This is a genomic window from Paracoccus sp. L-17 (assembly GCF_056857655.1).
The window spans coordinates 79456-103535 of record NZ_JBSXNM010000042.1 but is presented as its reverse complement, the minus strand read 5'-3'; the positions used below and the strand labels follow the sequence as shown (position 1 = coordinate 103535).

At 66.7% G+C, this 24080-nt stretch carries 24 protein-coding genes; 12 read left to right on the top strand and 12 right to left on the bottom strand.

Annotated elements, in window-relative coordinates:
* Window positions 1–27 precede the first annotated feature (27 nt).
* From AC13CR_RS12635 to AC13CR_RS12590, 10 genes are all read right to left on the bottom strand, one after another.
* Entirely contained in the window at window positions 28–1209 is a 1182-nt protein-coding gene (locus AC13CR_RS12635) for an alpha-hydroxy acid oxidase (protein ID WP_446233395.1), read from the bottom strand.
* The gene (gene comE / locus AC13CR_RS12630; RefSeq protein WP_292956225.1) at window positions 1209–1763 is read right to left on the bottom strand and encodes a sulfopyruvate decarboxylase subunit beta; all 555 of its coding nucleotides are present in this window, start codon (window positions 1761–1763) and stop codon (window positions 1209–1211) included. The genes AC13CR_RS12635 and comE overlap by 1 nt, the downstream gene beginning before the upstream one ends.
* Window positions 1760–2263 carry a sulfopyruvate decarboxylase subunit alpha gene (comD, locus tag AC13CR_RS12625; RefSeq protein ID WP_292956228.1) on the bottom strand — a complete coding sequence of 168 codons (504 nt, stop codon included), beginning with the start codon at window positions 2261–2263 and terminating at the stop codon, window positions 1760–1762. Before comD ends, comE begins: the two co-directional genes overlap by 4 nt.
* Window positions 2260–3276, bottom strand: coding sequence for a zinc-dependent alcohol dehydrogenase (locus AC13CR_RS12620; protein WP_292956231.1), 1017 nt, complete (start codon window positions 3274–3276; stop codon window positions 2260–2262). The genes comD and AC13CR_RS12620 overlap by 4 nt, the downstream gene beginning before the upstream one ends.
* Window positions 3273–4025 carry an SDR family NAD(P)-dependent oxidoreductase gene (locus tag AC13CR_RS12615; protein WP_292956234.1) on the bottom strand — a complete coding sequence of 251 codons (753 nt, stop codon included), beginning with the start codon at window positions 4023–4025 and terminating at the stop codon, window positions 3273–3275. Before AC13CR_RS12615 ends, AC13CR_RS12620 begins: the two co-directional genes overlap by 4 nt.
* Window positions 4026–4032: 7 nt before the next feature.
* On the bottom strand, window positions 4033–5337 hold the full coding sequence (gene hisD / locus AC13CR_RS12610; RefSeq protein WP_292956237.1) for a histidinol dehydrogenase: 1305 nt from the start codon (window positions 5335–5337) through the stop codon (window positions 4033–4035).
* Between the two features lie 8 nt (window positions 5338–5345).
* Window positions 5346–6677 (bottom strand): TRAP transporter large permease, encoded by a 1332-nt coding sequence (locus AC13CR_RS12605; RefSeq protein ID WP_292956240.1) that lies wholly within the window; start codon window positions 6675–6677, stop codon window positions 5346–5348.
* Between the two features lie 9 nt (window positions 6678–6686).
* On the bottom strand, window positions 6687–7193 hold the full coding sequence (locus AC13CR_RS12600) for a TRAP transporter small permease (protein WP_292956243.1): 507 nt from the start codon (window positions 7191–7193) through the stop codon (window positions 6687–6689).
* Between the two features lie 69 nt (window positions 7194–7262).
* On the bottom strand, window positions 7263–8417 hold the full coding sequence (locus AC13CR_RS12595) for a TRAP transporter substrate-binding protein (protein WP_292956246.1): 1155 nt from the start codon (window positions 8415–8417) through the stop codon (window positions 7263–7265).
* On the bottom strand, window positions 8401–8706 hold the full coding sequence (locus AC13CR_RS12590) for a hypothetical protein (protein WP_292978525.1): 306 nt from the start codon (window positions 8704–8706) through the stop codon (window positions 8401–8403). Before AC13CR_RS12590 ends, AC13CR_RS12595 begins: the two co-directional genes overlap by 17 nt.
* A 108-nt stretch (window positions 8707–8814) precedes the next feature.
* On the opposite strand from AC13CR_RS12590, the gene AC13CR_RS12585 reads away from it, so the two are divergent.
* The 5 genes from AC13CR_RS12585 to AC13CR_RS12565 all read left to right on the top strand — a co-directional run bounded on the left by AC13CR_RS12585 (window position 8815) and on the right by AC13CR_RS12565 (window position 14178).
* Window positions 8815–9861, top strand: a complete 1047-nt coding sequence (locus AC13CR_RS12585; protein ID WP_292956249.1) for a LacI family DNA-binding transcriptional regulator — start codon at window positions 8815–8817, stop codon at window positions 9859–9861.
* Between the two features lie 205 nt (window positions 9862–10066).
* Window positions 10067–11275: a DegT/DnrJ/EryC1/StrS family aminotransferase gene (locus AC13CR_RS12580; RefSeq protein ID WP_292956252.1), complete on the top strand. Its 1209-nt coding sequence runs from the start codon at window positions 10067–10069 to the stop codon at window positions 11273–11275.
* 213 nt (window positions 11276–11488) lie between these two features.
* Complete coding sequence (gene tauA, locus AC13CR_RS12575) at window positions 11489–12454, top strand: taurine ABC transporter substrate-binding protein (protein WP_292956254.1); 966 nt, start codon at window positions 11489–11491, stop codon at window positions 12452–12454.
* 60 nt (window positions 12455–12514) lie between these two features.
* On the top strand, window positions 12515–13300 hold the full coding sequence (locus AC13CR_RS12570; RefSeq protein WP_292956257.1) for a taurine ABC transporter ATP-binding protein: 786 nt from the start codon (window positions 12515–12517) through the stop codon (window positions 13298–13300).
* On the top strand, window positions 13297–14178 hold the full coding sequence (locus tag AC13CR_RS12565; RefSeq protein ID WP_292956260.1) for an ABC transporter permease subunit: 882 nt from the start codon (window positions 13297–13299) through the stop codon (window positions 14176–14178). Before AC13CR_RS12570 ends, AC13CR_RS12565 begins: the two co-directional genes overlap by 4 nt.
* Before the next feature lie 125 nt (window positions 14179–14303).
* Here the strand turns inward: AC13CR_RS12565 and AC13CR_RS12560 are convergent, their stop codons facing one another.
* On the bottom strand, window positions 14304–15383 hold the full coding sequence (locus AC13CR_RS12560; protein ID WP_292956263.1) for a DUF475 domain-containing protein: 1080 nt from the start codon (window positions 15381–15383) through the stop codon (window positions 14304–14306).
* 265 nt (window positions 15384–15648) lie between these two features.
* Between AC13CR_RS12560 and AC13CR_RS12555 the strand changes: the two genes are divergently transcribed.
* From AC13CR_RS12555 to AC13CR_RS12525, 7 genes are all read left to right on the top strand, one after another.
* Window positions 15649–16329, top strand: a complete 681-nt coding sequence (locus AC13CR_RS12555) for a GntR family transcriptional regulator (protein ID WP_292956266.1) — start codon at window positions 15649–15651, stop codon at window positions 16327–16329.
* Between the two features lie 29 nt (window positions 16330–16358).
* On the top strand, window positions 16359–17342 hold the full coding sequence (locus AC13CR_RS12550) for a TRAP transporter substrate-binding protein (RefSeq protein ID WP_292956269.1): 984 nt from the start codon (window positions 16359–16361) through the stop codon (window positions 17340–17342).
* Window positions 17343–17410: 68 nt separating this feature from the next.
* Complete coding sequence (locus AC13CR_RS12545) at window positions 17411–17911, top strand: TRAP transporter small permease (RefSeq protein ID WP_292956272.1); 501 nt, start codon at window positions 17411–17413, stop codon at window positions 17909–17911.
* The gene (locus AC13CR_RS12540) at window positions 17908–19185 is read left to right on the top strand and encodes a TRAP transporter large permease (RefSeq protein WP_482900842.1); all 1278 of its coding nucleotides are present in this window, start codon (window positions 17908–17910) and stop codon (window positions 19183–19185) included. Before AC13CR_RS12545 ends, AC13CR_RS12540 begins: the two co-directional genes overlap by 4 nt.
* Window positions 19185–20225 carry an L-idonate 5-dehydrogenase gene (locus AC13CR_RS12535; protein WP_414692169.1) on the top strand — a complete coding sequence of 347 codons (1041 nt, stop codon included), beginning with the start codon at window positions 19185–19187 and terminating at the stop codon, window positions 20223–20225. Before AC13CR_RS12540 ends, AC13CR_RS12535 begins: the two co-directional genes overlap by 1 nt.
* Before the next feature lie 64 nt (window positions 20226–20289).
* The gene (locus AC13CR_RS12530; protein ID WP_335661331.1) at window positions 20290–20715 is read left to right on the top strand and encodes a GlcG/HbpS family heme-binding protein; all 426 of its coding nucleotides are present in this window, start codon (window positions 20290–20292) and stop codon (window positions 20713–20715) included.
* Between the two features lie 219 nt (window positions 20716–20934).
* A complete protein-coding gene (locus AC13CR_RS12525) occupies window positions 20935–22665 on the top strand; it encodes an ExeA family protein (RefSeq protein ID WP_482900841.1) in 1731 nt (576 codons plus the stop codon).
* Between the two features lie 112 nt (window positions 22666–22777).
* Here AC13CR_RS12525 and AC13CR_RS12520 read toward each other — a convergent pair whose 3' ends face one another.
* Window positions 22778–23869, bottom strand: coding sequence for a coiled-coil domain-containing protein (locus AC13CR_RS12520; protein WP_293013596.1), 1092 nt, complete (start codon window positions 23867–23869; stop codon window positions 22778–22780).
* Window positions 23870–24080 lie beyond the last annotated feature (211 nt).

Genomic DNA, 24080 nt, shown 5'->3' with positions numbered 1-24080 from the left:
CTAGGCGGCTGGGCCCCTGTCGTCTGACTAGGAGACCGGGCCGGGTTGTGAAAGCGGCGCATGGGCCGGATCGCCGAGGCCGTGCCGCGCTTCGGCCGTCGCCGCCCGGTGCAGGGTCGCGGGCAGGGCCGCCATGTCGGTCTGGCCCAGTTGTGCCAGCGTCAGGCCCAGTTCGCGGGTGACCAGATCGACAAGGGCCGACAGGCCGGCCTCGCCCCCGGCGGCGATGGCGAATTGCATGGCGCGGCCGAAGAAGGCGAAATTCGCCCCCATCGCGAAGGCGCGGGCCACATCCTCGCCGGATCGCAGGCCGGTGTCATAAAACAGCGGAAAGTCGGCCCCCACCGCATCGCGGATGGCGCGCAGGGCCAGGATCGGCGGCGGCGCGCAATCCAGTTGCCGCCCGCCATGGGTCGAAACCTGGATCGCATCCGCGCCCGCGTCGCGCAGCCGCAGCGCATCGGGGACCGAGGTGACGCCCTTGACCACCAGCTTGCCCGGCCAGCGGTCCCTGAGCTGCCTGAAGTAATCCCAATCGGCCCGGGCCCGGCTTTCGGTCCGGTCGAAGGTAAAACCGGGCTTCTGGAAATTGGCCATCTCGGGCCGGCCATGGGCCAAAGTGGACAGCGACCAGGCCGGGTGCAGGGCAAAGTCCAGGAATTGCGCGGGACCGATGTGGAAGGGCATGGTGAAGCCGCGCCGCAATTCGCGCGGTCGCAGCCCGACCTCGGGCACGTCGAGGGTCAGGATCAGGACGCGATAGCCCGCCTCGTTCGCGCGGTCGACCAGCTTCATCGTGCCACGGCCATCGCCGCTGAAGTAGAGCTGGAACCAGGCAAGGCCCTCGGCTTCCTCGATCAGCCGCTCCATCGCGGTCGAGGCGACGGTCGAGACGCCAAGCGGAATCCGGAGCCGCGCGGCCAGGCGGGCCAGCATCAGGTCGGCGCCGGGCCGGGCCAGATTGCACATGCCCATCGGGCTGATGCCGAAGGGCAGGCGGAAATCCTGGCCCAGCACGGACACACCCAGATCGCGCCTGCTGACATCGACCAGGACGCGCGGTTGCAGGCGAATGTCGCGCAGGGCGGCGAGATTGGCGGCCTCGCCGCTGCCCGCGCCGGCCGCGCCGTCGATATAGTCGAACACCATCCAGGGCAGGTGCCGCCGGGCCAGCCGGCGGGCATCCGCGTAGGAATGGATCGCTGCCATCAGGCTTTCACCGCGCCCATGAAACGGTCGCGGATCGTCACCGGATCCATGGTGATGACCGGCACCGGAATGTTGCCGCTGTCGCATTTGCTGACGATGATCGTCATCTTGTCGCCCGACAGCGCGGTTTCCAGCGCGGCGCGGGTATCCTCGGCCTTGCATTCGACGACGTTCTCGCAGCCGCAGGCCCGCGCCACTGCCGCCAGCGAGGTCTTCTTGCCCGCATAGGTCGGCTGGTCCCCGGTCGAACCGTAGCTGCCATTGTCCACGATCAACAGGACGAAATTGTCGGCGACGTTGTTGGCGATGGTCGGCAGGGTGCCGAAATTCGTCAGCACCGACCCGTCGCCGTCGATGGCCACGACCTTCTTCTTCTGCGCCAGCGCCAGACCCAGCCCGATCGAGGAGGACAGCCCCATCGTTCCGAGCATGTAGAAATTGCTGGGCTGGTCGTCGATCATGTGCAGTTCCTGGCTGGGCAGGCCGATATTGCAGACCACCAGATGATCGCGGATGACGGGCGCAATGTCGCGCAGAACCTCGGAGCGGATCATTCCTTTTCTCCTTTCCAGAAGCTGGCATCGGTCAGGATCGCGACCGGCTTGTTGCACATGAAGGTGTATTTCAGGATCGCACCCAGTTCGTCCGCGTCTTCCCGGCGATGGAAGTGATAGGTGGGAATAAGCATCTGCGCCAGCAGCGCCTTGGTATGGACGGCCATCTCGACCTGGCAGGCCACCGGTTCGCCCAACTCGCCACGGTAGGAGATCAGCATCGGCAACGGCATCCGGTAGAACTGGATCAGCGTGGCCAGCGTGTTCAGTGTCACCCCAAGCGCGGTGTTCTGCATGATGATCGCCGGGCGCTTGCCGCCCATGAAGGCCCCGGCGCAAAGGCCCATCCCCTCGTCCTCCTTGTTCGACGGGATATGGAAAATCTCCTTGCGGTTCTCGATCTCGTCGATGACACCGGCAAGCTGCTTGCAGGGCACGGTGGTCACGAAATCGATTCCATGTGCTGTGAAATCGTCAACGATCTGGCGGTGTATCGTCATGCGGTGCGGTCCTCCTGGTCGGGAATGAGTAGGATCTTGGGTGCTGCGGCGCGGCCGGCGCGGATATCGGCAAAGGCTTGCGGCCCGTCCGACAGCGGCCGCCGGTCGAACCAGTCGAGCGGCCCCAGGGCGCCGGAAAAGATTGCCTCGGCGGTGTCGCGGAAATCCTGTTCGGTATAGGTATAGGTGCCGGTAAAACCGATTTCCTGCAAGGTCATCCGGCGAATGTCCAGCCCGCCGCGATCCGCGCCAAGACCGATATGGACGATCTGGCCGCCGGGGCGTGCGGCCGCGCAGGCGGTGGCGCGGGTGGCTTCGAAACCCACCCCGTCTATGACGAGATGGCAGGCGCCGGTCAGGTCGGGGCGGTCGGCGGCCGAGGCGATGACGGTGACACCCTTCAGGCCGGCCAGCCGCGCGCGGCGCAATTCGCCGGGTTCGATCAGGGTGACGTTCGCGGCGCCCTGCGCGCGCAGGGCCAGCGCCGCGCCGGTGCCGATGGCGCCCCCGCCGATGACCAGCGTGCGCAGATCGTCCAGCGGCCGGTCCAGCGCCCGTCCGGCCAGCCGCACCGCGTGCCAGCCGCAAGCCAGCGGTTCAGCCAGCGCGGCCTTTTCGAGCGGCACATCGTCCGGCACGGTGACCAGGTTGCGGCGCGGCATCGCGACGTAATCGGCGAAGGCGCCCGGTCGCGGCGGCATCGATATGATCTGCCGCCGCGGGCACAGATTGGTGCGCCCCGCCTGGCAAGCCTCGCAGGTCTGGCAGGTCACGAGGGGGTTGATGGTGACGCGGCGGCCGTCATCGGGGCCGCCCAGGACGATGCCCGCGGCCTCGTGGCCCAGAACCAGCGGCGCCGGGCGCCGGTCGTCATGGCCCAGATAGGCGTGCATGTCCGATCCGCAGATGCCCGAGGCATGGATGCGGATCAGGTCCTCGCCCTCGCCCGGTCGGGGGCGCGGCGCATCGGCATAGTCGAGGGTTTCGACGCCGGTATAGACCAGGGCCTTCATTTCGCGCTGAATCCTCCATCGACGAACAGGGTCTGGCCGGTGACATAGCCGCTGGCATCGCTGCACAGAAACAGGATCGGGCCGTCAAGATCGGCGGGTTCTCCGTTGCGGCCGATGCAGGTCTGTTCGGCATTGCGCCGCGCGCGTTCGGGATCGGCGAAGACCGGCCCGGTCAATTCGGTGCGAAAGAACCCCGGCGCCACGGCATTGACCATGATGCCGCGGCCCGACCAGGCCTCGGCCATGGCGCGGGTCAATTGTTCGACCCCGCCCTTGCTGGCGCCGTAGCTGATGCCGCCGGCGAAGGCACGCCGCGATTGCAGCGAGGCGAAGTTGACGATCCGGCCCCAGCCGCGCCGCGCCATCGCGGGCACCATCGCCTGGGCCAGAAAGAACGGCGCGGCGAGGTTCAGGTCCATGGTCGTGTCCCAGCCCTCGGGCGTCACCGAATCGGCGGGCTGGCGGGTGTTGATGCCGGCCGCGTTGATCAGGATGTCGGGATCGCCGAAGGCCCGTGCCGCATCCGCCGCAATCTGCGCCAGCGCGGCGCGGTCCGACAGATCCGCCGCGACGATCGCGGTCTCGCCCCCCGTCCGGGACTGCCACGCGGCCAGCGCCTCGCGCCGGCGCGCGATGCCCACCACCTTGGCGCCGGACCGCGCCAGCAGCGAGGCCGCGGCCTGCCCCAGACCGCCGCTGGCGCCGGTGACGCAGGCGATCCTGCCGGTCAGGTCGAAAAGCTGCGACATCGAGGGCCTACCCCGCGCTCAGATCGAAGGTTTGGTCGGGGAAATACTTGTGCAGGCGCACGTCGGCCGCGCGGGCATGGCCCTCCATCCCTTCGAGACGCGAGATCCGCGCCGTCGCCTCGGCGACCGGGCGCGCACCCTCGCGCGTGGCCTGCTGCCAGGTGACGATCTTCATGTATTTGTGGACCGACAGCCCGCCCGTGTATTTCGCCGCGCGCGAGGTCGGCAGGACGTGGTTCGTCCCCGACGCCTTGTCGCCGAACGAGACGGTCGTCTCCTCGCCCAGAAAAAGCGAGCCGTAGCAGGCCAGCCGGTCGCGCCACCAATCCAGATCGGCGGCCTGCACGGTCAGGTGCTCGGGCGCGTATTCGTCCGAGGTCGCGGCCATTTCCTCGCGGTCGGCGCACAGGATCACCTCGGCATAATCGCGCCACGCGGCCTCGGCGTTCTTGCGATTCAGTTCCGGCAGATCGGCGATCAGGCCGGGCACCTGCGCCATCACCTCCTGCGCCAGATGGCGGTCGTCGGTAACCAGCCAGACCGGCGAGTTGTAGCCATGCTCGGCCTGGCTGACCAGATCGGTGGCCACGATGAAGGGATCGGCGCCGGCATCGGCCAGGATCAGGCTGTCGGTCGGACCGGCGAACATGTCGATGCCGACGCGGCCGAACAGGATGCGCTTGGCCTCGGCGACGAACTGGTTGCCGGGACCGACGAGAATGTCGGCCCTGGGCAGGCCGAACAGGCCGAAGGTCATCGCCGCGACGCCCTGCACGCCGCCCATGGCAAGGATGCTGTCGGCGCCGCACAGATCGGCGGTATAGACGATCGCGGGATTGATCCCCTCGCCGGGGCGGGGGGGCGAACAGGTGACGACGTGATCGACGCCGGCGACCTTGGCCGTGGTCACGGTCATGATGGCGCTGGCCACGTGGCTGTAGCGCCCGCCCGGCACATAGCAACCCGCCGCCTGGACCGGGATCGCCTTCTGCCCGGCGATCAGGCCCGGCACCACCTCCATCTGCACGTCCTGCAAGGTGGCCTTCTGCGCCTCGGCGAAGCGGCGCACATTGTCATGGGCGAAGGCGATATCGTCCTTCAGCCGTTGCGGCACCTTCGCTGCCGCTGCCGCGATCTCGTCCCGCGTCAGCACGGCATTGCCGTCGTACTGGTCGAACTTGGCGGCATAATGCCGCGCCGCCTCGTCCCCGCCCCGTTCGATCTCGTCAAGGATCGTCTGCACCGTCTGGCGGACATCGGCGGCATCCGACTGGGCGGTCTTTTCGGCTTTCTTCAGATATTCGCGGGTCATGGGAGTCCTCACTTGTAGGCGGCGGGAAGAAGCAGGGTCGAGATGACCGGCACATAGGCGATCAGCAGCGTGACCAGCAGCATGAAGAAAACGAAGGGCACGGCGCGGGCCGCGATCTTCAGGATCGATTCGCCGGTCAGGCCCGAGACCACGAACAGATTCAGCCCGAGCGGCGGCGTGATGAAGCCGACGCCAAGCGCGGTGATCATCATGATCGAGAACTGAATCTCGTTCATGCCGATATTGTCGGCCAGCGGCTTCAGGATCGGCGCCAGGATGACGATGTTGGGCGTCGTCTCCATCACGCAGCCCGCCGCGATCAGGATGCCGATCATGATCAGGATCAGCAGATAGTAATTCTCGGTCAGGCTGGTCAGCGCGAAGACGAAGCCCTGCGGCACGCCAAGCGCGGCCAGCGACTGCGCCAGGGGCAGCGAAAAGGCGATGATCGGCAGGATCACCCCGTTCACCTTGGCCGAACTGACCAGCATCGAGGGAAAGTCCGACAATTTCAGCGTGCCCATGCCAAGACCCATGATGATCGTCACCACGACGGCGGTCGCCCCGGCCTCGGTCGGGGTCAGCCGCCCCGAGAAGATGCCGTAGAAGATGATGCCGGGCACCAGGAACGCATACCAGCCCGATTTCAGCGCCTGGCCCAGATTGGCCAGCCATTCGGCGCCGCTGATCATGTTGCCGCCTTCATAGGCGTGTCGGCGGTTGACGATGGTGTTCGTGACCAGGATCGACAGCAGGATCAGGGTGCCGGGGATCAGTGCGGCCAGAAACAGGGTGGAGGCCGAGATGCCCAGAACCAGGCCGATGATGATATAGGCGATGGATGGCGGGATCAGGATGCCGGTGCAGGCGCCTGCGGCGACCAGCGCGCAGGCATAGGGGCGGGGATAGCCGCTTTCGACCAGCCGGGCGATGGTCATGCGGCCGACGGCGGCCGCGCCCGCCGCGTCCGAACCCGAGATCGCCGCGAACATGCCGCAGACCAGCACCGTGGCCGAGCCGAAGCCGCCCTTGGCCCAGCAGGTCAGCGCCTCGGCCACATCCAGGAACTTGCGGCTCAGCCCGGTCCTGACCAGCACGTCGCCGGTCAGGATGAACAGCGGCACGGCGGTCAGCGCGAAGGCGTCAATGCCCGAAAACAGCGATTCACCCAGCAGCGACATCGGCAGCACGCCGGACATCGTCAGCATCAGCACCACCGCGGCGCCGATGGTGGCCCAGATCGGCACGCCCAGAAGGCAGAACAGCACGAACAGCAGCACCGGCGCGTAAAACGACCAGTCAAGCTGGACCGATTGTTCCTGAAGCGTATTCCAGAGCATGACGGAACCTCAATCGAACAGCTGGTTGCCCTCGAAGACCGGGCGTCCGGCGATCAGATCGCCGAAGTCGCGCAGCAACGATTGCAGCAGGCGAAAGATGATCAGCGCAAATCCCAGCGGCACCGCCATCAGGAACCACACCTTCGAAATGCGCAGCCCGTCGGTGACCGATCCGAACTGCCAGCTGACGCCGACGGTCTCGAAGGACCAGTAAAGCGCGATCACCGCGATCGACAGCATCACCAGGTCACCCAGGATATACAGCGCGGCCTTGGTGCGCGGGCCGACCGAATGGAACAGCACGTCGATGCGGATATGGGCCCTTTCCTTGACCGCCGAGGCGGCGCCGATCCAGACCAGATAGATGAAGGAATAGCGGACGATCTCTTCGCCCCAGATCGACGAATAGGAAAAGACCTCGCGCCGGATCACCTCGATCGCCATGGTCAGCACCAGCACGGTGTAAAACAGCAGCAAGGCCCAGCGTTCGGCATTCTGATTGATTGCGCGCAACATGCATCGCCCCCTTTTCTGTCGGGACAGGAAAAGGGCCGGACGCGATCCGTCCGGCCCCGGAACGTCCGGTCAGGCGTCGTTGACGTAGTAGCGGCCCGGGGTGCCCGCCGCCTCTTCCAGTTGTGCGAAGACATCCATCGAGCCGGCCAGCTCGGTCTTGTAGCTGTCCCATTCGCTGCGCTGATAGCCGCCGGCCTCTTTCCAGGCCGCAAGCTGGCTGTCGTCGAGCTGGTGGAACTCGACCCCGGCCTTGCGCATCTCGGCCATCGCATAGGCCCGCGCGGCCGGCACCTTGGCGAGATTCTGCTGGGTGGTGATCTCGGCGGCGAAATCCATCGCCTCCTTCACCTCGCCGGGCAGGCTTTCATACCATTTCATGTTGCAGGCAAAACACTGGCTGTCAGGCACGAACCGGGTGAAGGTCACGTGGCTCAGCACGTCCTTGAAGCCGAAGATCTCCAGCGCGCCGACCGCCGGATCCAGGGCATCGGCGACGCCCTGCTTGATCGCCGAGGGCGTCTCGCCCCAGGCGATCGGCGTCGGGTTGGCGCCCAGAAGCCGGTAATATTGCTGCAACAGCTTGCTGCCGGGGACGCGGAACTTGATCCCCCTGAGATCCTCGGGAAGAAGGATCGGCTTGGCGCCGCCCTTGCGCAGGGCCACGGTGCGGGGGTCGATGACCAGATACATCAGCAGCTTGAAGCCGCGCTGTTCGACCGCCGGATGAACGTTCTTTTTCCAGACGTCGGACTGCACGAGATTGGTGAAACGCTGGTTCGAGCCGCAGAAATAAGGCAGGTTGATCAGGTCCACCACCGGCGCGAAGGGCGCGAAATTCGACAACGAGAACTGTCCGGCCTGGACCGTGCCGCCCTGGGTCTTCTGCGCCAGCTCGCCGCCCACGCCCAGCTGCCCGCCCGGCGCCAGCTTCACATAGACCCGGCCATTGGTGGTGTTCTGGATGTTTTCCTTCAGGTCAAGCTGCATCAGCGGATAGCTGCGCGATGCGCCCAGGACATATTCGGTCGCGATGACCATGGTGAATTCGGCGGCCTTTTCCCGCTCTGCCTCTTCCGCGCGGGTCTGCGCGGCCGCCTCGGACGACCACAGCATCCCTCCGGCGCCCAGCATCACCGCCGCGGTAAAGGCGCCGCCGCTGGTCAGTTTCAGAAAGTTCCGGCGCGATTCGCGGACGATCTCGGTGTCATCATGTTCTTCGGTCATTCTTTCCCCCCTTGATGGTATTCAGCGCTTGCAGAGACGGGTCCGCGATGTCGTCCTTTCCGGCCAGCTTTTCGCGGACGAGGATGACGACGACGAACAGGGCAGAGGCCGTGAACAGCACCAGCATTTCGCCGATGTCTGACAGGAATGCCGAGCGATAGAAGGCACCCGCGACGACATTCGCGACAAACAGCATGAAAACCGCGAACGACAGGTATCCAGCCCATCTGCCGAGTTTAACCACCGTGACGTCCCTCCCAGACCTCTTGGTTGATTCCCTTCGTCTCACGGTGTAGTGTAAGCGCTTACATAGTGCCATGCAAGCGTTTACTCCGTTGCGGTCGGCGGCAGGCAGGCCGCAGCGGCGGGGCAGGCCCGGCTACAGAGGGGACCGATCATGCAAAACGATGCCAGGGTGCCCACCATGAACGATGTCGCCCGAACGGCCGGCGTCTCGTCCGCGACGGTTTCAAGGGTCATCAACGGCACCGGCAAGGTCGACAAGGACACCCGCCAGCGCGTGGCCGAGGCGATCGAGCGGCTGGGCTATACGCCCAATTTCGGCGGCAGGTTCCTGGCCGCGGGCCGCAGCGGCACGATCGGCGCCGTGATCCCGACGATGGCCAACGCCATGTTCGCCGGCGGGTTGCAGGCCTTCCAGGAGGTGCTGGCCGGGGCCGGACGATCTCTGCTGGTGGCCAGCAGCGGCTATGATCCCGACGAGGAATTGTCGCAGATCCGCAATCTGGTCAGCCGCGGCGCCGAGGGACTGCTGCTGATCGGTCGGCATCGCCCCGAGGCAAGCTGGGACTACCTTGCCCGCCGCAAGGTGCCCCATGTCGTCACCTGGGCCTACGGGACCGAGCCGGGGCGGGTCTATGTCGGCTTCGACAACCGGAAGGCCGCCTTCGATCTGGCCCGCCGCGTGCTGGCCTTCGGGCACCGCAATCTGGCCATGATCGGCGGTATCGGCCTGCACAACGATCGCGCGCGCGATCGGGTTGTGGGCGCAAGGATGGCGGTCGATGCCTGTCCCGGCGCAAGGCTGTCGCAGGTGATCGAGGCCGGCTACGACCCGGCCGAGGGGGCCGCCGCGTTCCGACGGATGATGGCCGTTGCCGACCCGCCAAGCGCGATCATCTGCGGCAACGACGTCATCGCCGCCGGCGCGATCATGGCCGCCCGCGGGAACGGAATCGCAGTGCCCGCGCAGGTGTCCATCGTCGGTTTCGACGATATCGAACTGGCGGCGCTGTCCTGTCCGCCGCTGACGACGGTCCGGGTCCCGCAGCGCCGGATGGGACAGGAGGCCGCCACCGTCCTGCTGGCGATGGTGGCCGGGCAGACCCATACGGACAGCGTTCTGCTGGACACCGAAATCATTCTGCGGGAATCGCTGTCGGCCTGCCGCTCGCCGGCCGACGTCCCGCCGACAGTCGCGTAGGGCGCCGGATGGACCTTCGCCTCGACCGGGTGCGATCACCGCGCGATGAGCCGCAAATTTCGCGTTTGCAATATGGATCGCGGGGTGAAAGCATGGGTCATCGCGCATGCGGATCATCCGCAGGGCGCCGCGACCGGAACCCGCCGCCGCGACGCGCCGCCCGGATGCCAGCCTGTGCGGTGTCAGCAGCGAGGCCGCCTGAACCATGACGATTCCGCCCTTCACGCGCAGCTTTACCCAGCAGGAGCCGATCCCCGAAGATGCGATCGCCGCGGCGATCGAGGTGATGCGAAGCGGCAGGCTGCACCGCTACAACACCGCGCCGGGCGAGGAATCGCAGGTTGCCGCGCTGGAACGCGAAGTCGCGGCCTGGCAGGGCAGCGCCTATGCGCTGGCTTGCGCCTCGGGCGGGGCGGCGCTGCGGATGGCGTTGCGCGCGGCGGGGATCGGGACGGATGACGTGGTGCTGACCAATGCCTTCACCCTGGCGCCGGTGCCGGGCGCGATCGTGGCGGTCGGGGCGCGCGCCGTTCTGGTCGAGATCGACGAGAACCTGTGCCTCGATCTGGACGATCTTCAGGCCAAGATCGAGCTTTTCAAGCCTGCCGCCGTGATGGCCTCGCACATGCGGGGGCATCTGTGCGACATGGACCGACTGACGGACATCTGCCGGGCCGCGAAGATTCCGCTGATCGAGGATTGCGCGCATACGATGGGCGCGCGCTGGCGCGGCCGGCGCAGCGGTTCCTTCGGGCTGGCCGGCGCCTTCAGCACCCAGACCTACAAGCACCTGAATTCCGGCGAGGGCGGGATCCTGGTCTCGGACGATCCGGATTTCATGGCCCGCGCGATCATCCTGTCGGGATCCTACATGCTGTATGGCCGGCACGGCGCCGCGCCCCCGGAACGCCATTTCAGCGACGCCCGGCTGGAAATTCCGAACATGTCGGCGCGGATGGACAATCTGCGCGCCGCGATCCTGCGCCCGCAACTGGCCCGGATCGAGGATGCCGCAAGTCGCTGGAACCAGCGCTACGAGGCGGTGGCACGGCGTCTGTCGGACAATCCCGCGCTGGTCTTGCCTCATCGTCCGGCCGCAGAGACCTTCATCGGCAGTTCAATCCAGTTCCGCATCCCCGCGATCAGCGGCGAGGCCGCGCAGAGGTTCGTTCAGGACTCGGCGCGGCTGGGGGTCGAGCTGAAATGGTTCGGCGCCGCCGAGCCGGTGGGCTTCACCTCGGCGCATCGAAGCTGGCACTACGTCGCGCCGCAATCCCTGCCGCGCACGGACGCGGTTCTGGCGGGGCTGTTCGACATGCGCCTGCCGCTGACGTTCAGCCTCGAGGATTGCGACCATATCGGCCGCATCATCGCCGCCTGCGCTCCATCGCTTGCCGCGGCAGAGCGGCGATGACTGCGCCGGCTTCCGCGGCGACGGTGCGTGGGCCACGACCGGGCCAGGCCCGTTTCGCGCGATTGCGGCGTTTCATGGCCTGCCTCAGCCGCCGGGGGCCATGAATGAATGAATGAAGCAGGGGGCGCGGCAATCTCATACGCGCGCCCGGTGAAGAATCGACAACAACGACAACAGGGAAACAGAACCATGTCAGGATATTTTCGCACGACCATGATCGCTTCCGCCGCGCTGCTGGCGCTGTCGGGCGGGGCCTGGGCCCAATCCGTGGTGATCGGCCATTTCGGCAACCCGACCCCGATGCAGGTCGCGGCCTCCGAAGGCAAGTTTTCCGAGGCCACAGGCTGGGATGTCGAGTGGCGCAAGTTCGCCGCGGGCACCGATGTGATCGCCGCGATGGCCTCGGGCGACATCAAGGTGGCCGAGCTGGGCTCGTCGCCGCTGGCAATTGCCGCGACGCAGGGCGTCGATCTGGAAATGTTCATGGTGGCGCAGGTCATCGGCAATGCCGAAAGCCTGATCGTGCGCGACGGGTCCGAGATCGCGACGATCGAGGATCTGAAGGGCAAGCGGATCGCGACACCGGTCGGCTCGACCGCGCATTTTTCGTTGATGGGGGTTCTTGCCAAGGCCGGACTCAGCACCAGTGACGTGAACATCATGTCGATGCCGCCCGATCAGATCGCGGCCGCCTGGGAACAGGGCGCCATCGACGGCGCCTTCATCTGGCAGCCGGTGCAGAACCAGCTTCTGCAAAGCGGCACGCGGCTGGTCGGGGCGGACCAGACCGCCGAATGGGGCTATCCGACATTCGATGCCTGGGTGGTCAACAAGCAATTCGCCGAACAGAACAGGGAGGGGCTGATCGGCTTCATCAAGACCATCAACGATGCCAACAATGCCTATCTGGACGACAAGCAGGCCTGGACCGCCGACAGCGAACAGGTCAAGATCATCGCCGACTACACCGGTGCCGACCCGGCGCAGGTTCCCGACGTGCTGTCGGGCTACACCTTCCTGCCGCTTTCCGAACAGGTGAAACCCGAATGGCTGGGCGGCGGCCTGTCCGACGTGCTGAAATCGACCGCCGAATTCCTGAAGGAGGCGGGCCGGATCGACAGCGTGGGCGAAGATTACGCGCCCTTCGTCACCGACGCCTATGTCAAGGCCGCGCAGTAATCGCCTTCGGCAATCCCGCGCAGGGGCCGATCCTGCGCGGGCACAGGGAAGGGCAATCACATGGCTCTGGAAATACGGGATGCTTCGGTCGTCTATCCGGCCCAGGCCGGCCGCGCGCCGGTCGAGGCGCTGTCACGGATCAACCTGACTGTCAGCGAACATGATTTCGTCGTCGCGCTTGGCGCTTCGGGATGCGGCAAATCCACGCTTCTGAACCTGATCGCGGGGTTTCTGTCGCCGTCCTCGGGCCAGATCGTGCTGGACGGGACCGAGGTGTCCGGGCCAGGCGCGGATCGTTCGGTCGTGTTCCAGAAACATGCCCTTCTGCCGTGGCTGAACGTGCGCGACAACGTGGCCTTCGGGCTGAAGCTGCGCGGGGCGGGCGCCGCCTCTTACAAGGTCGCGGACCGGTTCATCGACCTTCTCGGGCTGAAGGGCTTCGAGAAATCGCCGGTCTATGCGCTGTCGGGCGGGATGCAGCAGCGCGTCGGAATCGCCCGCGCGCTGACCTGCGATCCCAAGCTGCTGCTGATGGACGAGCCGCTGGGCGCGCTGGACGCATTGACCCGTGAACGGGCGCAGGAGCTGATCCTGAAGATCTGGAAAAGCACCGGCAAGACGGTCTTCCTGATCACCCACAGCGTCGAGGAGGCGCTGTTCATGGGCACCCGGCTGATCGTCATGTCGCCGCGCCCCGGACGCATCGCGCATGAATTCGACCTGCCGTTCTCGCGCCAGTTCCTGGACGGTGCCAAGGCACGAGAGGTCAAGGCCTCGGCGGAATTCATCACCCTTCGCGAAGAGGTCCTGCGCATCATCTTCAGCGACGAGGAGGAAGCCGCATGAGCGATCATGGCATCAAGGAGGCCCCGGTCGGCAAGCCGCGCGGAGCCGCGTTCCTGAAGGGGCTGGGCCGCGCCCGCCCGACCAAGCCCGGCCAGACCTACGGCGTGCCGGGGCAGGGCAACACGACCTGGCTCAGCCTGCTGACCATCGCCGGCATCCTGCTGCTGTGGTGGGCGGTGACCACTGCCGGGCTGGTCAAGCCGCTGTTCATGCCCGCGCCGCAGGCGATCGTGCGGAAATTCCTCGACATCTGGACCCAGGGCTTTACCGGCACGCCGTTCTGGCAGCATGTGCTGATCTCGACCGCGCGCGTCTTCGGCGCCTTTCTGCTGGCCTGCCTGATCGGCATCCCGCTGGGCCTGGCCATGGGCATGAGCCCGGTCATGCGCGGCATCTTCGATCCGCCGATCGAGTTCTATCGCCCGATCCCGCCGCTGGCCTATCTGCCGCTGATGATCATCTGGTTCGGCATCGGCGAAACCTCGAAGGTGCTGCTGATCTTCCTGTCGGTCTTCGCGCCCGTCGCCCTGGGCGCACGCGCCGGGGTGCGATCGGCCGCGATCGAACAGATCCACGCCGCCTACAGCTTCGGCGCCAGCCGATGGCAGGTCATGCGCCACGTCATCCTGCCCTCGGCCATGCCCGAGATCCTGACGGCGATGCGCATCGGCATCGGCTTCGGCTGGACCACGCTGGTCGCCGCCGAAATGGTCGCGGCCACGAAGGGCATCGGCTACATGGTGCTGAGCGCGTCGCAGTTCCTGCAAACCTCGACCGTGATCATGGGCATCTTCGTCATCGCGGCCATCGCCTATGCCTTCGACATGCTGATGCGATTCGTGGAGCGCCGGGTGGTGCCGTGGAAAGGCAAGATGTAGCCGCAGGGAAGGCCGTCGGCGCGGAAAGGCAAGGGGCGGTCCGGCGGAAATCCGTCCGACCAGCGGCAGAAGGCAAGATTCGTCCCGGCGCAGGAAATGGCCGCCGAAAGACCGGCATCGATGTCCTACGGCTTGCCGCCGAGATGCCGGTTCCACCGGACCGACGAATACAGCGACACCCCGATCAGCGCGGCACCGCCCAGCCCGGTGATGACTTCGGGAATCTGGACGAAATATTGCAGGAACATCACCATTGCCAGCGCGATGATCGCCCAGAAGGCGCCGTGTTCCAGATAGCGGTATTCGGCCAGCGTTCCCTTTTCGACCAGCATGATCGTCATCGATCGCACATACATGGCGCCGATGCCCAGGCCGATGGCGATGACGAACAGGTTCTGGCTTAGCGCGAAGGCCCCGATCACGCCGTCGAAGCTGAACGAGGCGTCCAGAACCTCGAGATACAGAAAGGCGCCGATCCCGCCCCTTGCTCCGGCGGCCAGGGTCTGTTGCTGCGAATGATCCAGAAAGCCGCCGAGAACCTCGACCGCCAGAAAGGTCAGCAATCCCCAGATCGCCGAGCGCAGAAAGATCTCGTTTTCCCGGGGCGGCAGGAAATGGGCGAAGATCAGCACCACCGACAGCGCAAAGCCGACCTCGATCCCCCGGATCGTGGCATATTTCTGCATCCGCCTTTCCAGCCAGCGGACCCAGTGCACGTCCTTTTCGCCGTCAAAGAAGAAGCCAAGTCCGACCATCAGCAGAAACGTGCCGCCGAAGGCCGCGATGGGCAGCCGCGCCTCGTGCATGATCCTTGCATATTCCTCGGGGCGGCTGGCGGCCAGAACCACGGCCTGCCACGGCCCGATCCCGGCCGCGATCACCACGATCAGCAGCGGAAAGACGATCCGCATTCCGAACACCGCGATCACGATGCCCCAGGTCAGGAAGCGGTGCTGCCATTTCGGCTGCATCGTCTTCAGCTTGTTGGCGTTCACGATGGCATTATCGAAGGACAGCGAGATTTCCAGCACCGCCAGAACCGTGCAGATGAAAAGGATGCCGGCCATTCCCCCGAAGGTGCCGGTCGTCTGCCAGCCAAGAGCGGCGCCAAGCGCCAGGCCGATGGCGGTGACGATGAAGGCCCAGCGGAAATAGCGAAGAACGGGCCGCGCAGAGGCGGGACCGGTTTGGGATCCGTCGTGCATGGCATGATGCCCGAGGCGGCGTGTCTTTGTTTGGTGCCGACATCACGGACGTGCCGCCACATCCGTCAGAGGGGCCCGGTCACCGGACATTGGGGCGCGCGCAGGGGCGCGATGCGGCGCAAGATGCCTGTCCAGGCAGGGTGTTGCAAGAGCTGGTTGTCGGGCGCCGAGGCGCCCCCGGCCGCAGGTCGCGATCAATCGCAAGTGGACGCTTCAAATTGGTATGGAAGTATGGCAGTCTCGCTGCAGGGCCGGGAACAGGAAGATGGATCAGCGACCGCGCATCAATCCGGGCATCTCGACGGCGCAGCAGGTCCATGACTGGCTGCATGATCTGATCCTGCGCGGCGATCTTCTGCCGGGCACCCAGCTGAGCGAAAGCGAGATCGCCGGTCGAGTCGGCGTCAGCCGGCAGCCGGTTCGCGAAGCCTTCATCCGGCTGGCCGGCGCTGGCCTGACCGAGGTTCGTCCGCAACGCGGCACTTTCATAGGCCGCATCTCGCTGCGCGAGGTTCTGGCCGTGCGCGCCATCCGCGAAGCCGTCGAAAGCGATATGATCCGCATCCTGACGCAGCGGATGACCGACGATATCCATCGCGATTTGCGCGAACAGCTGGACCGGCAACGCGCCGCCGCGGCCCGGCGCGACGTGAACGGCTTTGTCCTGCTGGACAATCTGTTCCATCGCACGCTGGCCACCGCCGCCGGACATGAAGACGTCTGGCACCGGATCGAGCGGATGACCTCGCAGATGGATCGCCTGCGCTATCTGGCGGTGCAGACTTTCGAGGCGGACGCGCTGATCGAACAGCACCGGGACATCGTCGATGCCGGCGCGCGCGGCGACGCGGCTGGGGCCGAGGCCGCGATCCGTCGCCATCTGCGGCAATTGCTGGAGGATCTGCCGCGCATCACCAGCGACCGCGCCGAATTTTTCACCGACTGAGTTCGTCATTCGCATGGGAGGAAAAAACGATGACACTGAACCGCCGCCAATTCACCGCGATGACCGGGGCCGCCGTGCTGGCCATGCCCGCGATCAGGGTCCGCGCGGCCGAGACCACGCTGAAACTGGGCCATCTCGCCAACGAACAGAACAGCTGGAACAAGGCCTCGCTGGTCTTTGCCGACGAGGTTGCCAAGCTGACCGAGGGCCGGGTCGAAGTGCAGGTCTTTCCCAACGAATCGCTGGGCAAGGAAATCGACCTGATCAACGGGATGCAGCTTGGCACCGCCGACATGACCATCACCGGCGAAAGTCTTCAGAACTGGGCACCGAAGGCCGCGCTTCTGGCCGTGCCCTATGCCTATTCCTCGCTGGAACAGATGGATCAGGTCGCCTCGGGCGAGATCGGCAAGGATGTCGAGGCCGAGATCCGCGCCAAGGCGCAGATTCGCCCCATCGCCTATTTCGCGCGCGGGCCGCGCAACCTGACATCGAACCGCGAGATCATGACGCCCGGCGATCTGAACGGGCTGAAGCTTCGCGTTCCCAACGTGCCGCTGTTCGTGCAGACATGGCAGGCGCTTGGCGCCGCGCCCACGCCGATGGCCTTCAGCGAGGTCTTCACCTCTCTGCAGAACGGCACGATCGACGCGCAGGAAAACCCGCTGGCGCTGATTGAATCAGCGAATTTCTACGAGGTCCAGAAATTCGTCAACAAGACCGAACACGTGCGGTCCTGGATCTATCTGACCATCTCCGAGATCACCTGGGGCAGGCTGTCCTCTGCCGACCAGGAGGCGGTGATGCAGGCGGCCGCGACCGCGCAAACCGCCGAGCGCGAGATGTTCACCGCCGACGAGGATCGGCTGGCGGCCAGCCTGAAGGACAAGGGCATGACCTTCGTGGACAGCGACAAGGCGGCATTCGCGGCCACCGCCAGGGATGCCGTGCTGGCCAATATCGGCGATGAGATCAAACCCGTCGTGCAGCAATTGTTCGACCAGCAGGCCTGATCCGGCCCGGGCGGGCAGTGCCGGCTGCCCGCCCTTCCGCCATCCGTCCCTGGGCCCGAGAGGTTTCGATGAATGCCGTGATCCGCCTGTTGCGATCCTTGCTGCGACTGGGGACGGGTCTGGCCTTCCTGGTCCTCATCGCCGCCGTCACCATTCAGGTCGTCGGCCGGACCTTCGCCGGCTCGCCCGTCTGGACCGAGGAACTGACCCGCTTTGCCCTGCTCTATCTCGCCGGTTTCGGAACGGCGCTGGCGCTGTTCTCGGGCGATCTGGTCAATGTCGATCTGCTCAGCGAAAATCTTCCCGGACGTTATCCCTGGCTGATGCGCTTGCTGTCGGCGGCGCTGGTGCTGGCCTTTTGCGCCTTGCTGATCGGCCCGGCATGGCGGTTCACCCGCATCGGCGCGATGCAGACATCGCCTGCGCTGGCATTGCCGATGAATTATGTTCACGGCAGCGTGCTGGTGCTGCTGGCGATGCTGGGCCTTGCGGCGCTGCTGCGCCTGGTGGGCATGGTGACGGGGGCAAGCGATGGCAGGCCCGAGAACCCGCTGGGAGGGATCGAATGAGCCTGACGATCCTGGGCCTGACCTTCGTTTTGGGCCTGGCCATCGGGATGCCGGTCGCGATCACGCTGGGCCTGTCCTCGATGGCCTATCTGCTGTGGCAGGGAATGCCGCTGGTGGTGATTCCGCAAAAGATGTATGCCGGCATGGACAGCTTCGTGCTGCTGTCCATTCCGGGCTTCATCCTGGCGGGAAACCTGATGAATGGCGGCGGCATCACCAGCCGCATCATTCGCTTCGCGCAGGCCATGGTCGGCTGGATCCGGGGCGGTCTGGCGCAGACCAACATCGCCTCGTCGATGCTGTTCGGCGGCATTTCCGGCACCGCCGTCGCCGATGCCGCCTCGATCGGCGGAATGATGATTCCGGGAATGAAGCGCGCGGGCTATCCGGCCGCGTTCTCGGCCGCGGTGACGGCCGCCTCGTCTACGGTGGGTCCGATCATCCCGCCCTCGGTGCCGATGATCATCGTCGGATCGCTGGCCGGGATCTCGGTCGGCAAGATGTTCATCGCCGGCGCGCTGCCGGGAATCCTGCTGGGCGTGGCGATGATGGCGACGACCTGGATCATCGCCCGGCGCCGCGATTTTCCGCGGCAGGCCTGGCAGGGCTGGACCGAGCTTGGCCGCGCCTTTCTGGGTGCCTTCTGGGCGCTCGCGATGACCGCGCTGATCGTGGGGGGCATGCTGTCGGGCTATGTCACCCCGACCGAGACCGCCGTCATCGCCTCGATCTATGCGCTGCTGGTCGGAGCCTTCGTCTATCGCGAATTGCCGCTGGCCCGCGTGCCGGGCATCGTCATCGACAGCGCGGTCGGATCGGCCGGGATCCTGGCGCTGGTAGGGACGGCCAATGTCTTTGGCTGGATTCTGGTCAGCGAACAGATCCCGCAGAAGATCGCCGCCGGGGTCTTGTCGGTGACGGATAACAGGTTTCTGGTGATCCTGCTGATCAACATCATCCTGCTGGTCGTCGGCATGTTCATGGAAACCATCGCGGCGCTGATCATCCTGTTCGTGCCGCTGCTGACGCTGGCGCAGGGCGTGGGTATCGAGCCGCTGCATTTCGCCGTCTTCGCCGTCCTGAACCTGATGATCGGGCTGACCACGCCGCCGGTGGGGGTCTGCATGTTCGTCTGCGCCAATATCGCGCGGCTGCCGCTGGCCCCGGTGATCCGGGCGCTGGTGCCCTATCTGGCGACGAACATATTCGTGCTGCTGATGGTCTCTTACATTCCGTGGATCAGCACCTTCCTGCCCTCGCTGATGGACAAGTGATGCAAGACCTGTGCTGCCGCCTTCACGCCGCCCGTGACCTGCGCGTCGAGGATGGCCCCGATGCCCGTCCCGCCCCGGACGAGGCGCTGATCCGTGTCTCGCGCGGCGGGATCTGCGGATCGGATCTGCATTATTACCACGATGGCGGCTTCGGCCCGGTCCGCGTGCAAGAGCCGATCATCCTGGGCCACGAGGCGGTCGGGATCGTCGAAGCCGCGCCCGAGGGGTCGGGCCTGGTCGCGGGCCAGATCGTCGCGCTGTGCCCCTCGCGGCCCTGCGGGACGTGCGGATTCTGCCGGGCGGGCCAGACGCGGCACTGCCTGGCGATGCGGTTCAACGGCTCGGCCATGCGGATGCCTCACGAACAGGGCCTTTTTCGCAGCCGCATCGCCCATCCCGTCGCGCAATGCCTGGCGCTGCCCGAGGGGGTGGGGGCGGGGGCCGCTGCCGGGGCCGAGCCCTTGTCGGTCTGCCTGCATGCCCTGACCCTGGCACCGCCGCTTGCCGGCCAGCGGGTGCTGGTTACCGGCGCGGGCCCCATCGGCGCGATCTGCGTGGCGCTGGCCCGGCTGCGCGGCGCGGCCGGGATCGTGGTGACCGATGTGCAGGATTTCACGCTGGACGTGGCGCGCCGGATGGGGGCGGACCGCGTGGTGAACGTGGCCGAGACACCGGACGCGCTGGCCGATCTGGCCCAGGGCAAGGGGCGCATCGACATCGTGCTGGAATGTTCGGGCAATTCCCATGCCATCGCCCAGGCGATCGCGGCGACGCGGCCGCAGGGCAGCATCGTGCAGATCGGCGTGGCAGGGACGATTCCGCTGCCGCTGAACCTGATCGTGGCCAAGGAACTGCGCCTTCTGGGCAGCCATCGCTTCGACGCCGAATTCGCCGAGGCCGTGGCGATGATCGGCGCGGGGCAGATAGAGCTGTCGCCCATGGTCACGCAGGTCTTGCCGGCGCGCGACGCGGTTCGGGCCTTCGATCTGGCGGGCGACCGCTCGCGGGCGGTGAAAGTCCATCTCGATTTCGAGGGCTAGGCACAGCCGGTCGTGATATGCGAAGTCGGGCGGCAAGGACTGCCATTTCGAGAGAGGAGACGACATGGATCTGAGCCTGGACGATGCCCGCAAGATGGCCGATAACTGCCTGGAAATCGCGGCCGAGATGACGCTGAAACCGATTACCGTCGCGGTTCTGGACGCGGCCGGAGACCTGAAGGTGCTGCTGCGGCAGGACGGGACCAGCACGCTGCGCCCCGACATCGCCCAGGGCAAGGCGCGGGGCGCCATCGCCCTGGGCATGGGGTCGCGCGCGATCTATGAGCGGGCAAAGGAACAGCCCTATTTCATCCAGTCGATGAACGCGCTGTCGGGCGGATCGCTGGTGCCGGTTCCGGGCGGGGTGCTGATCCGGCGCGATGGCGCGATTCTGGGGGCCGTGGGCATCACCGGCGACACATCGGACAATGACGAAGCCTGCGCCAGCCGCGCCATCGAGGCGGCGGGCTTCGTCGCGGATGCCGGCTAGCGCCCGGACCGGCGATCTGCGTCCCGCGCCGGCTTGGGGGGCTTTCCCGCAGCCCCCCAAACCCCCCGGCCCGGCACGCCTGTCGGGGGGCGATCCTCTGCGGCGGTCCGGTCCTTGCCCGCTTCAGGACCGATCCGGCGATAGACATCGCGCCGGGTCCGCCCTAGGCTGGCGGGACACGTCACTGCCGAGTGTCTTTTTGCCTGCCGGACCCGTTTCATGAACTGGATGCCGCCCGATCCGGTCTTTCCGGCCTTTCGCCCGTTGTCGGATCCCTCTCTGCTCTACGAATCCGCAGGCCATCGCCGGGCGCTGGCGATGCTGGTATCCGCGGTCGAATCGAACCAGCCGATCGCGGTTCTGACCGGCGATGTCGGCACCGGCAAGACGCTGCTCTTGCGGGCGCTGATCCATCGCTACCGGGACAGGATCGAATTCGGCCTGCTGGGTCAGGAAGGGGCGGAGCTGACCGCGCCGCTTCGCTGGGCCCTGCGTGCCTTCGGGCAGGATCATACGGATGCCGCCCCGGCCGAGCTGCTGACCCGGCTGAGCCGCTTCGTCGAGGCCTGCGGGGCGCGGGGCCGCCGCGTCATGCTGATTGCCGACGAGGCCCAGACGCTGGGCGTCGAGGAACTGGACCAGTTGCGGCAACTGACCGACATTCACGGTGACGGGCGCAGCACGATGCCGCTGCTGCTGGCCGGTCAGCCCGGACTTCGGGCGCGGATCGAGCATCCGGCCAGCCTGGCCCTGCGCAGCCGGATCGGGGGCCGGTTCGACCTGCCGCCGCTGAGCGAGGCGGATACCGCCGGCTATATCGCGCATCGCCTGTCCCATGCGCGCAAGGCGACCGGAGCCGATCTTCCCGGCTTCGATCCCGAAAGCCTGGTCTTGTTGCACAGCGCAAGCGCGGGCCTGCCCCGCGCGATCGACCATCTGGCCCAGCAATGTCTTTTCATCGCCCTCCGCTCTGGCCGGGGCCGGATCGACGCGGACATCCTGCGGGCCTGCATCGACAACGATTTGAGCGACGGACCGGCCCGCGTCCCGTCCAGTCCCGAACCCGGCAAGCCTGCCGGACCGGCACCGCAGGCCGGCCCTGCGCAAGCCGCGCCGTCGGTCGCGACGGACGCCGCCCTGCGTCCCGTGGCACAACCGGACCGGGACCCGGGACCGGCCTTGCCGGTCCCGGTGCCGGTGCCGCCGCCATCCCGGTCACCGTTTGGGAAAAAGCTGCTGGCCGGCGCGGCGGCGCTGGCCGGGCTGGCGGCGGTGCTGGCGGGCCTTGTCCTGTGGGATCGCGATCCAACGACGACGCCCGTGGCCATCGCGCCCGAACCTGCGCCCAACATCGCGCCAGCGGCCGAGGCCGGGCCGGATCCGGGCCCGGTGCTGGCCCGGGTCGATGCAATCGCCGCCCCGCCTGATCCAAGGATGCTGCTGAACGCGGCGCTTGAAGCCGAGGCGGCGAATACCGCGAAGGCGCTGATGCTGTATGAACGCGCCGCGATCTGGGGCAGCGCGAGGGCGGCCTATTATCTGGGCCAGTATTCCGAGGCCGGGCTGGGTGTGCCGATCGATCTGCAACGCGCCCGCGCCTGGTATGAAATGGCCAACGGCATCTCGGGGGCCGAGGCACGGCTGAAAGCCCTGACGGAGATTCCCGAAGCGCAGAACCAGACCGCGCGGCCTGTCCCGGTCATGCAGGCCTTGTTTCGGACCGGCCAGACGGAACTGCACTGGCGCGCGGCGGATGGACAAAGCCCGGCCGGCTTCGTCGTCGAATATCAGCTGGCCGGAGGCGACGGGACGCCGCGCCGGTCGATGACAGGGCTGCCGGCGATGCTTCTGGATCGCCCCGTTGCCCGCTGGCGGCTGGCGGCGACGGATGGGCAGGGGGGGCAGGGCGCGTGGACCGCATGGATCCGGACGGCGCCGCCGCCGCGCTGATGCCGCCTCCGGCCGTTGCACCGGTTCCCCGCCGGCCTTCGACGAATCCTCGGCACAAGGGGCCGGATCGGGGTGACGAATCGTCATCATCCGCGTTTCTGGGCCGCCCCGGTCAGCAGCCTTCCAGCCGCGACATCAGCGCCAGCAGCGTCTGACGGTTGACCGGCTTTTGTATCCGGGCAAGCGCCTGGGGCGTGCAGTCGCCGCGGATCAGGGCCTTCCGCAACGGCATCCACTGCGAGGGACTGTCCGGCAGACCCGGCGCGGCCGCCAGCGCCGCGTCGACCGCATCCGGGCTGCGGCCCGTCGCGGAAGCGGCCTCGGCGGTTGTCGGGGCTTCGCCGGTGGCCGGCGGGGCAGCGGATCGGGCCGGCGGCGATTGGGCTGCCCCAGCAGCGGCGGTCTGCGCCCGTATCCGGTTCAGCCCGGCCTGCAGGGAATCGCGGCTTTCGGTCAGGGTCGCGACCTCCTCGCGCAGCGTTCCGGCCCGGGCCTGCAGATCCGCCAGCGCGGATTCCTGCGAGGCGATCCGCCCGGTCAGTTCCGCCGCCCGCGCCTGCTGCCGCTGCAACTGATCGCGCCGGCCGGTCAGGGCCTTGATTTCGGCGGTCAGGGTGTCGCGTTGCCGCGCAAGCTGCGCCCGATCCTCGGTCAGCTTGGTGGCGGCCTGCCCGGCCGCAGCGGCGCCGGCCTGCAACGCATCGCGCTGCTGGACGAGAGCCGCGACCTCGTCGCGCAGCGTCGCCGCCCTGGTCCTTGCGGTCTCGATTTCGGCAAGCACCTGTTCGCGATCGGCGCCGGCCTTCTCGATGCGCGCCAGATCCCGTTTCGCCTGTTCGTGCCGTTCCGTCAGGGCCTCGATCCGGGCATCAAGCGTGACGGCCGTTCCGCGCAATCCAGCCAGCTTTTCCCCGGCCGCGGTATTTTCGGCGCGCCGCGTGTCTCGCTGAGCGGTCAGGGCGGCAAGTTCGTCACGCGCCTGCGCCGCCTTGCCGTCCAGCGCCGCCAGTTCCTGTTCGGCCGCCTCGGCCTGCCGGTTCAGATCGTCCAGGCGCGCCCGTGCCTGGGCCACCTTGGTTTCCAGCTGCCGGGCCTCGTCTTCCATGGTCACGATGATCTGGCGCAGGGCCTGTGCCCTCTGTGCCGGATCCTGATCCTGCGCGATCACCGATCGCGGAGCGGTCGCCAAGGCGATGCCGATCACGAGAACCGGAAAACTCGAACACCTGAAACGGAACAAGACACTTACCTCTTCGATCTGCAAATCATGCGGAATGGCGTTGTTGTGTCAACACGTTCATGGCGCGGCGCGGACAAGTCCTGGTGGGGCGGCTTTGCCCGAAACCGGCCGCCGCCGGCATCTTTATCAGGCAAACCTATCGCGAAGATCAAAATTTGCGATTCTTCCGTATGGC

Excerpts from the sequence above, each read along its gene's own strand:
- AC13CR_RS12635 (WP_446233395.1), bottom strand. The coding sequence starts at position 1,209 with ATGGCAGCGATCCATTCCTACGCGGATGCCCGCCGGCTGGCCCGGCGG.
- comE (WP_292956225.1), bottom strand. The coding sequence starts at position 1,763 with ATGATCCGCTCCGAGGTTCTGCGCGACATTGCGCCCGTCATCCGCGAT.
- comD (WP_292956228.1), bottom strand. The coding sequence starts at position 2,263 with ATGACGATACACCGCCAGATCGTTGACGATTTCACAGCACATGGAATC.
- AC13CR_RS12620 (WP_292956231.1), bottom strand. The coding sequence starts at position 3,276 with ATGAAGGCCCTGGTCTATACCGGCGTCGAAACCCTCGACTATGCCGAT.
- AC13CR_RS12615 (WP_292956234.1), bottom strand. The coding sequence starts at position 4,025 with ATGTCGCAGCTTTTCGACCTGACCGGCAGGATCGCCTGCGTCACCGGC.
- hisD (WP_292956237.1), bottom strand. The coding sequence starts at position 5,337 with ATGACCCGCGAATATCTGAAGAAAGCCGAAAAGACCGCCCAGTCGGAT.
- AC13CR_RS12605 (WP_292956240.1), bottom strand. The coding sequence starts at position 6,677 with ATGCTCTGGAATACGCTTCAGGAACAATCGGTCCAGCTTGACTGGTCG.
- AC13CR_RS12600 (WP_292956243.1), bottom strand. The coding sequence starts at position 7,193 with ATGTTGCGCGCAATCAATCAGAATGCCGAACGCTGGGCCTTGCTGCTG.
- AC13CR_RS12595 (WP_292956246.1), bottom strand. The coding sequence starts at position 8,417 with ATGACCGAAGAACATGATGACACCGAGATCGTCCGCGAATCGCGCCGG.
- AC13CR_RS12585 (WP_292956249.1), top strand. The coding sequence starts at position 8,815 with ATGCAAAACGATGCCAGGGTGCCCACCATGAACGATGTCGCCCGAACG.
- AC13CR_RS12580 (WP_292956252.1), top strand. The coding sequence starts at position 10,067 with ATGACGATTCCGCCCTTCACGCGCAGCTTTACCCAGCAGGAGCCGATC.
- tauA (WP_292956254.1), top strand. The coding sequence starts at position 11,489 with ATGATCGCTTCCGCCGCGCTGCTGGCGCTGTCGGGCGGGGCCTGGGCC.
- AC13CR_RS12570 (WP_292956257.1), top strand. The coding sequence starts at position 12,515 with ATGGCTCTGGAAATACGGGATGCTTCGGTCGTCTATCCGGCCCAGGCC.
- AC13CR_RS12565 (WP_292956260.1), top strand. The coding sequence starts at position 13,297 with ATGAGCGATCATGGCATCAAGGAGGCCCCGGTCGGCAAGCCGCGCGGA.
- AC13CR_RS12560 (WP_292956263.1), bottom strand. The coding sequence starts at position 15,383 with ATGCACGACGGATCCCAAACCGGTCCCGCCTCTGCGCGGCCCGTTCTT.
- AC13CR_RS12555 (WP_292956266.1), top strand. The coding sequence starts at position 15,649 with ATGGATCAGCGACCGCGCATCAATCCGGGCATCTCGACGGCGCAGCAG.
- AC13CR_RS12550 (WP_292956269.1), top strand. The coding sequence starts at position 16,359 with ATGACACTGAACCGCCGCCAATTCACCGCGATGACCGGGGCCGCCGTG.
- AC13CR_RS12545 (WP_292956272.1), top strand. The coding sequence starts at position 17,411 with ATGAATGCCGTGATCCGCCTGTTGCGATCCTTGCTGCGACTGGGGACG.
- AC13CR_RS12540 (WP_482900842.1), top strand. The coding sequence starts at position 17,908 with ATGAGCCTGACGATCCTGGGCCTGACCTTCGTTTTGGGCCTGGCCATC.
- AC13CR_RS12535 (WP_414692169.1), top strand. The coding sequence starts at position 19,185 with ATGCAAGACCTGTGCTGCCGCCTTCACGCCGCCCGTGACCTGCGCGTC.
- AC13CR_RS12530 (WP_335661331.1), top strand. The coding sequence starts at position 20,290 with ATGGATCTGAGCCTGGACGATGCCCGCAAGATGGCCGATAACTGCCTG.
- AC13CR_RS12525 (WP_482900841.1), top strand. The coding sequence starts at position 20,935 with ATGAACTGGATGCCGCCCGATCCGGTCTTTCCGGCCTTTCGCCCGTTG.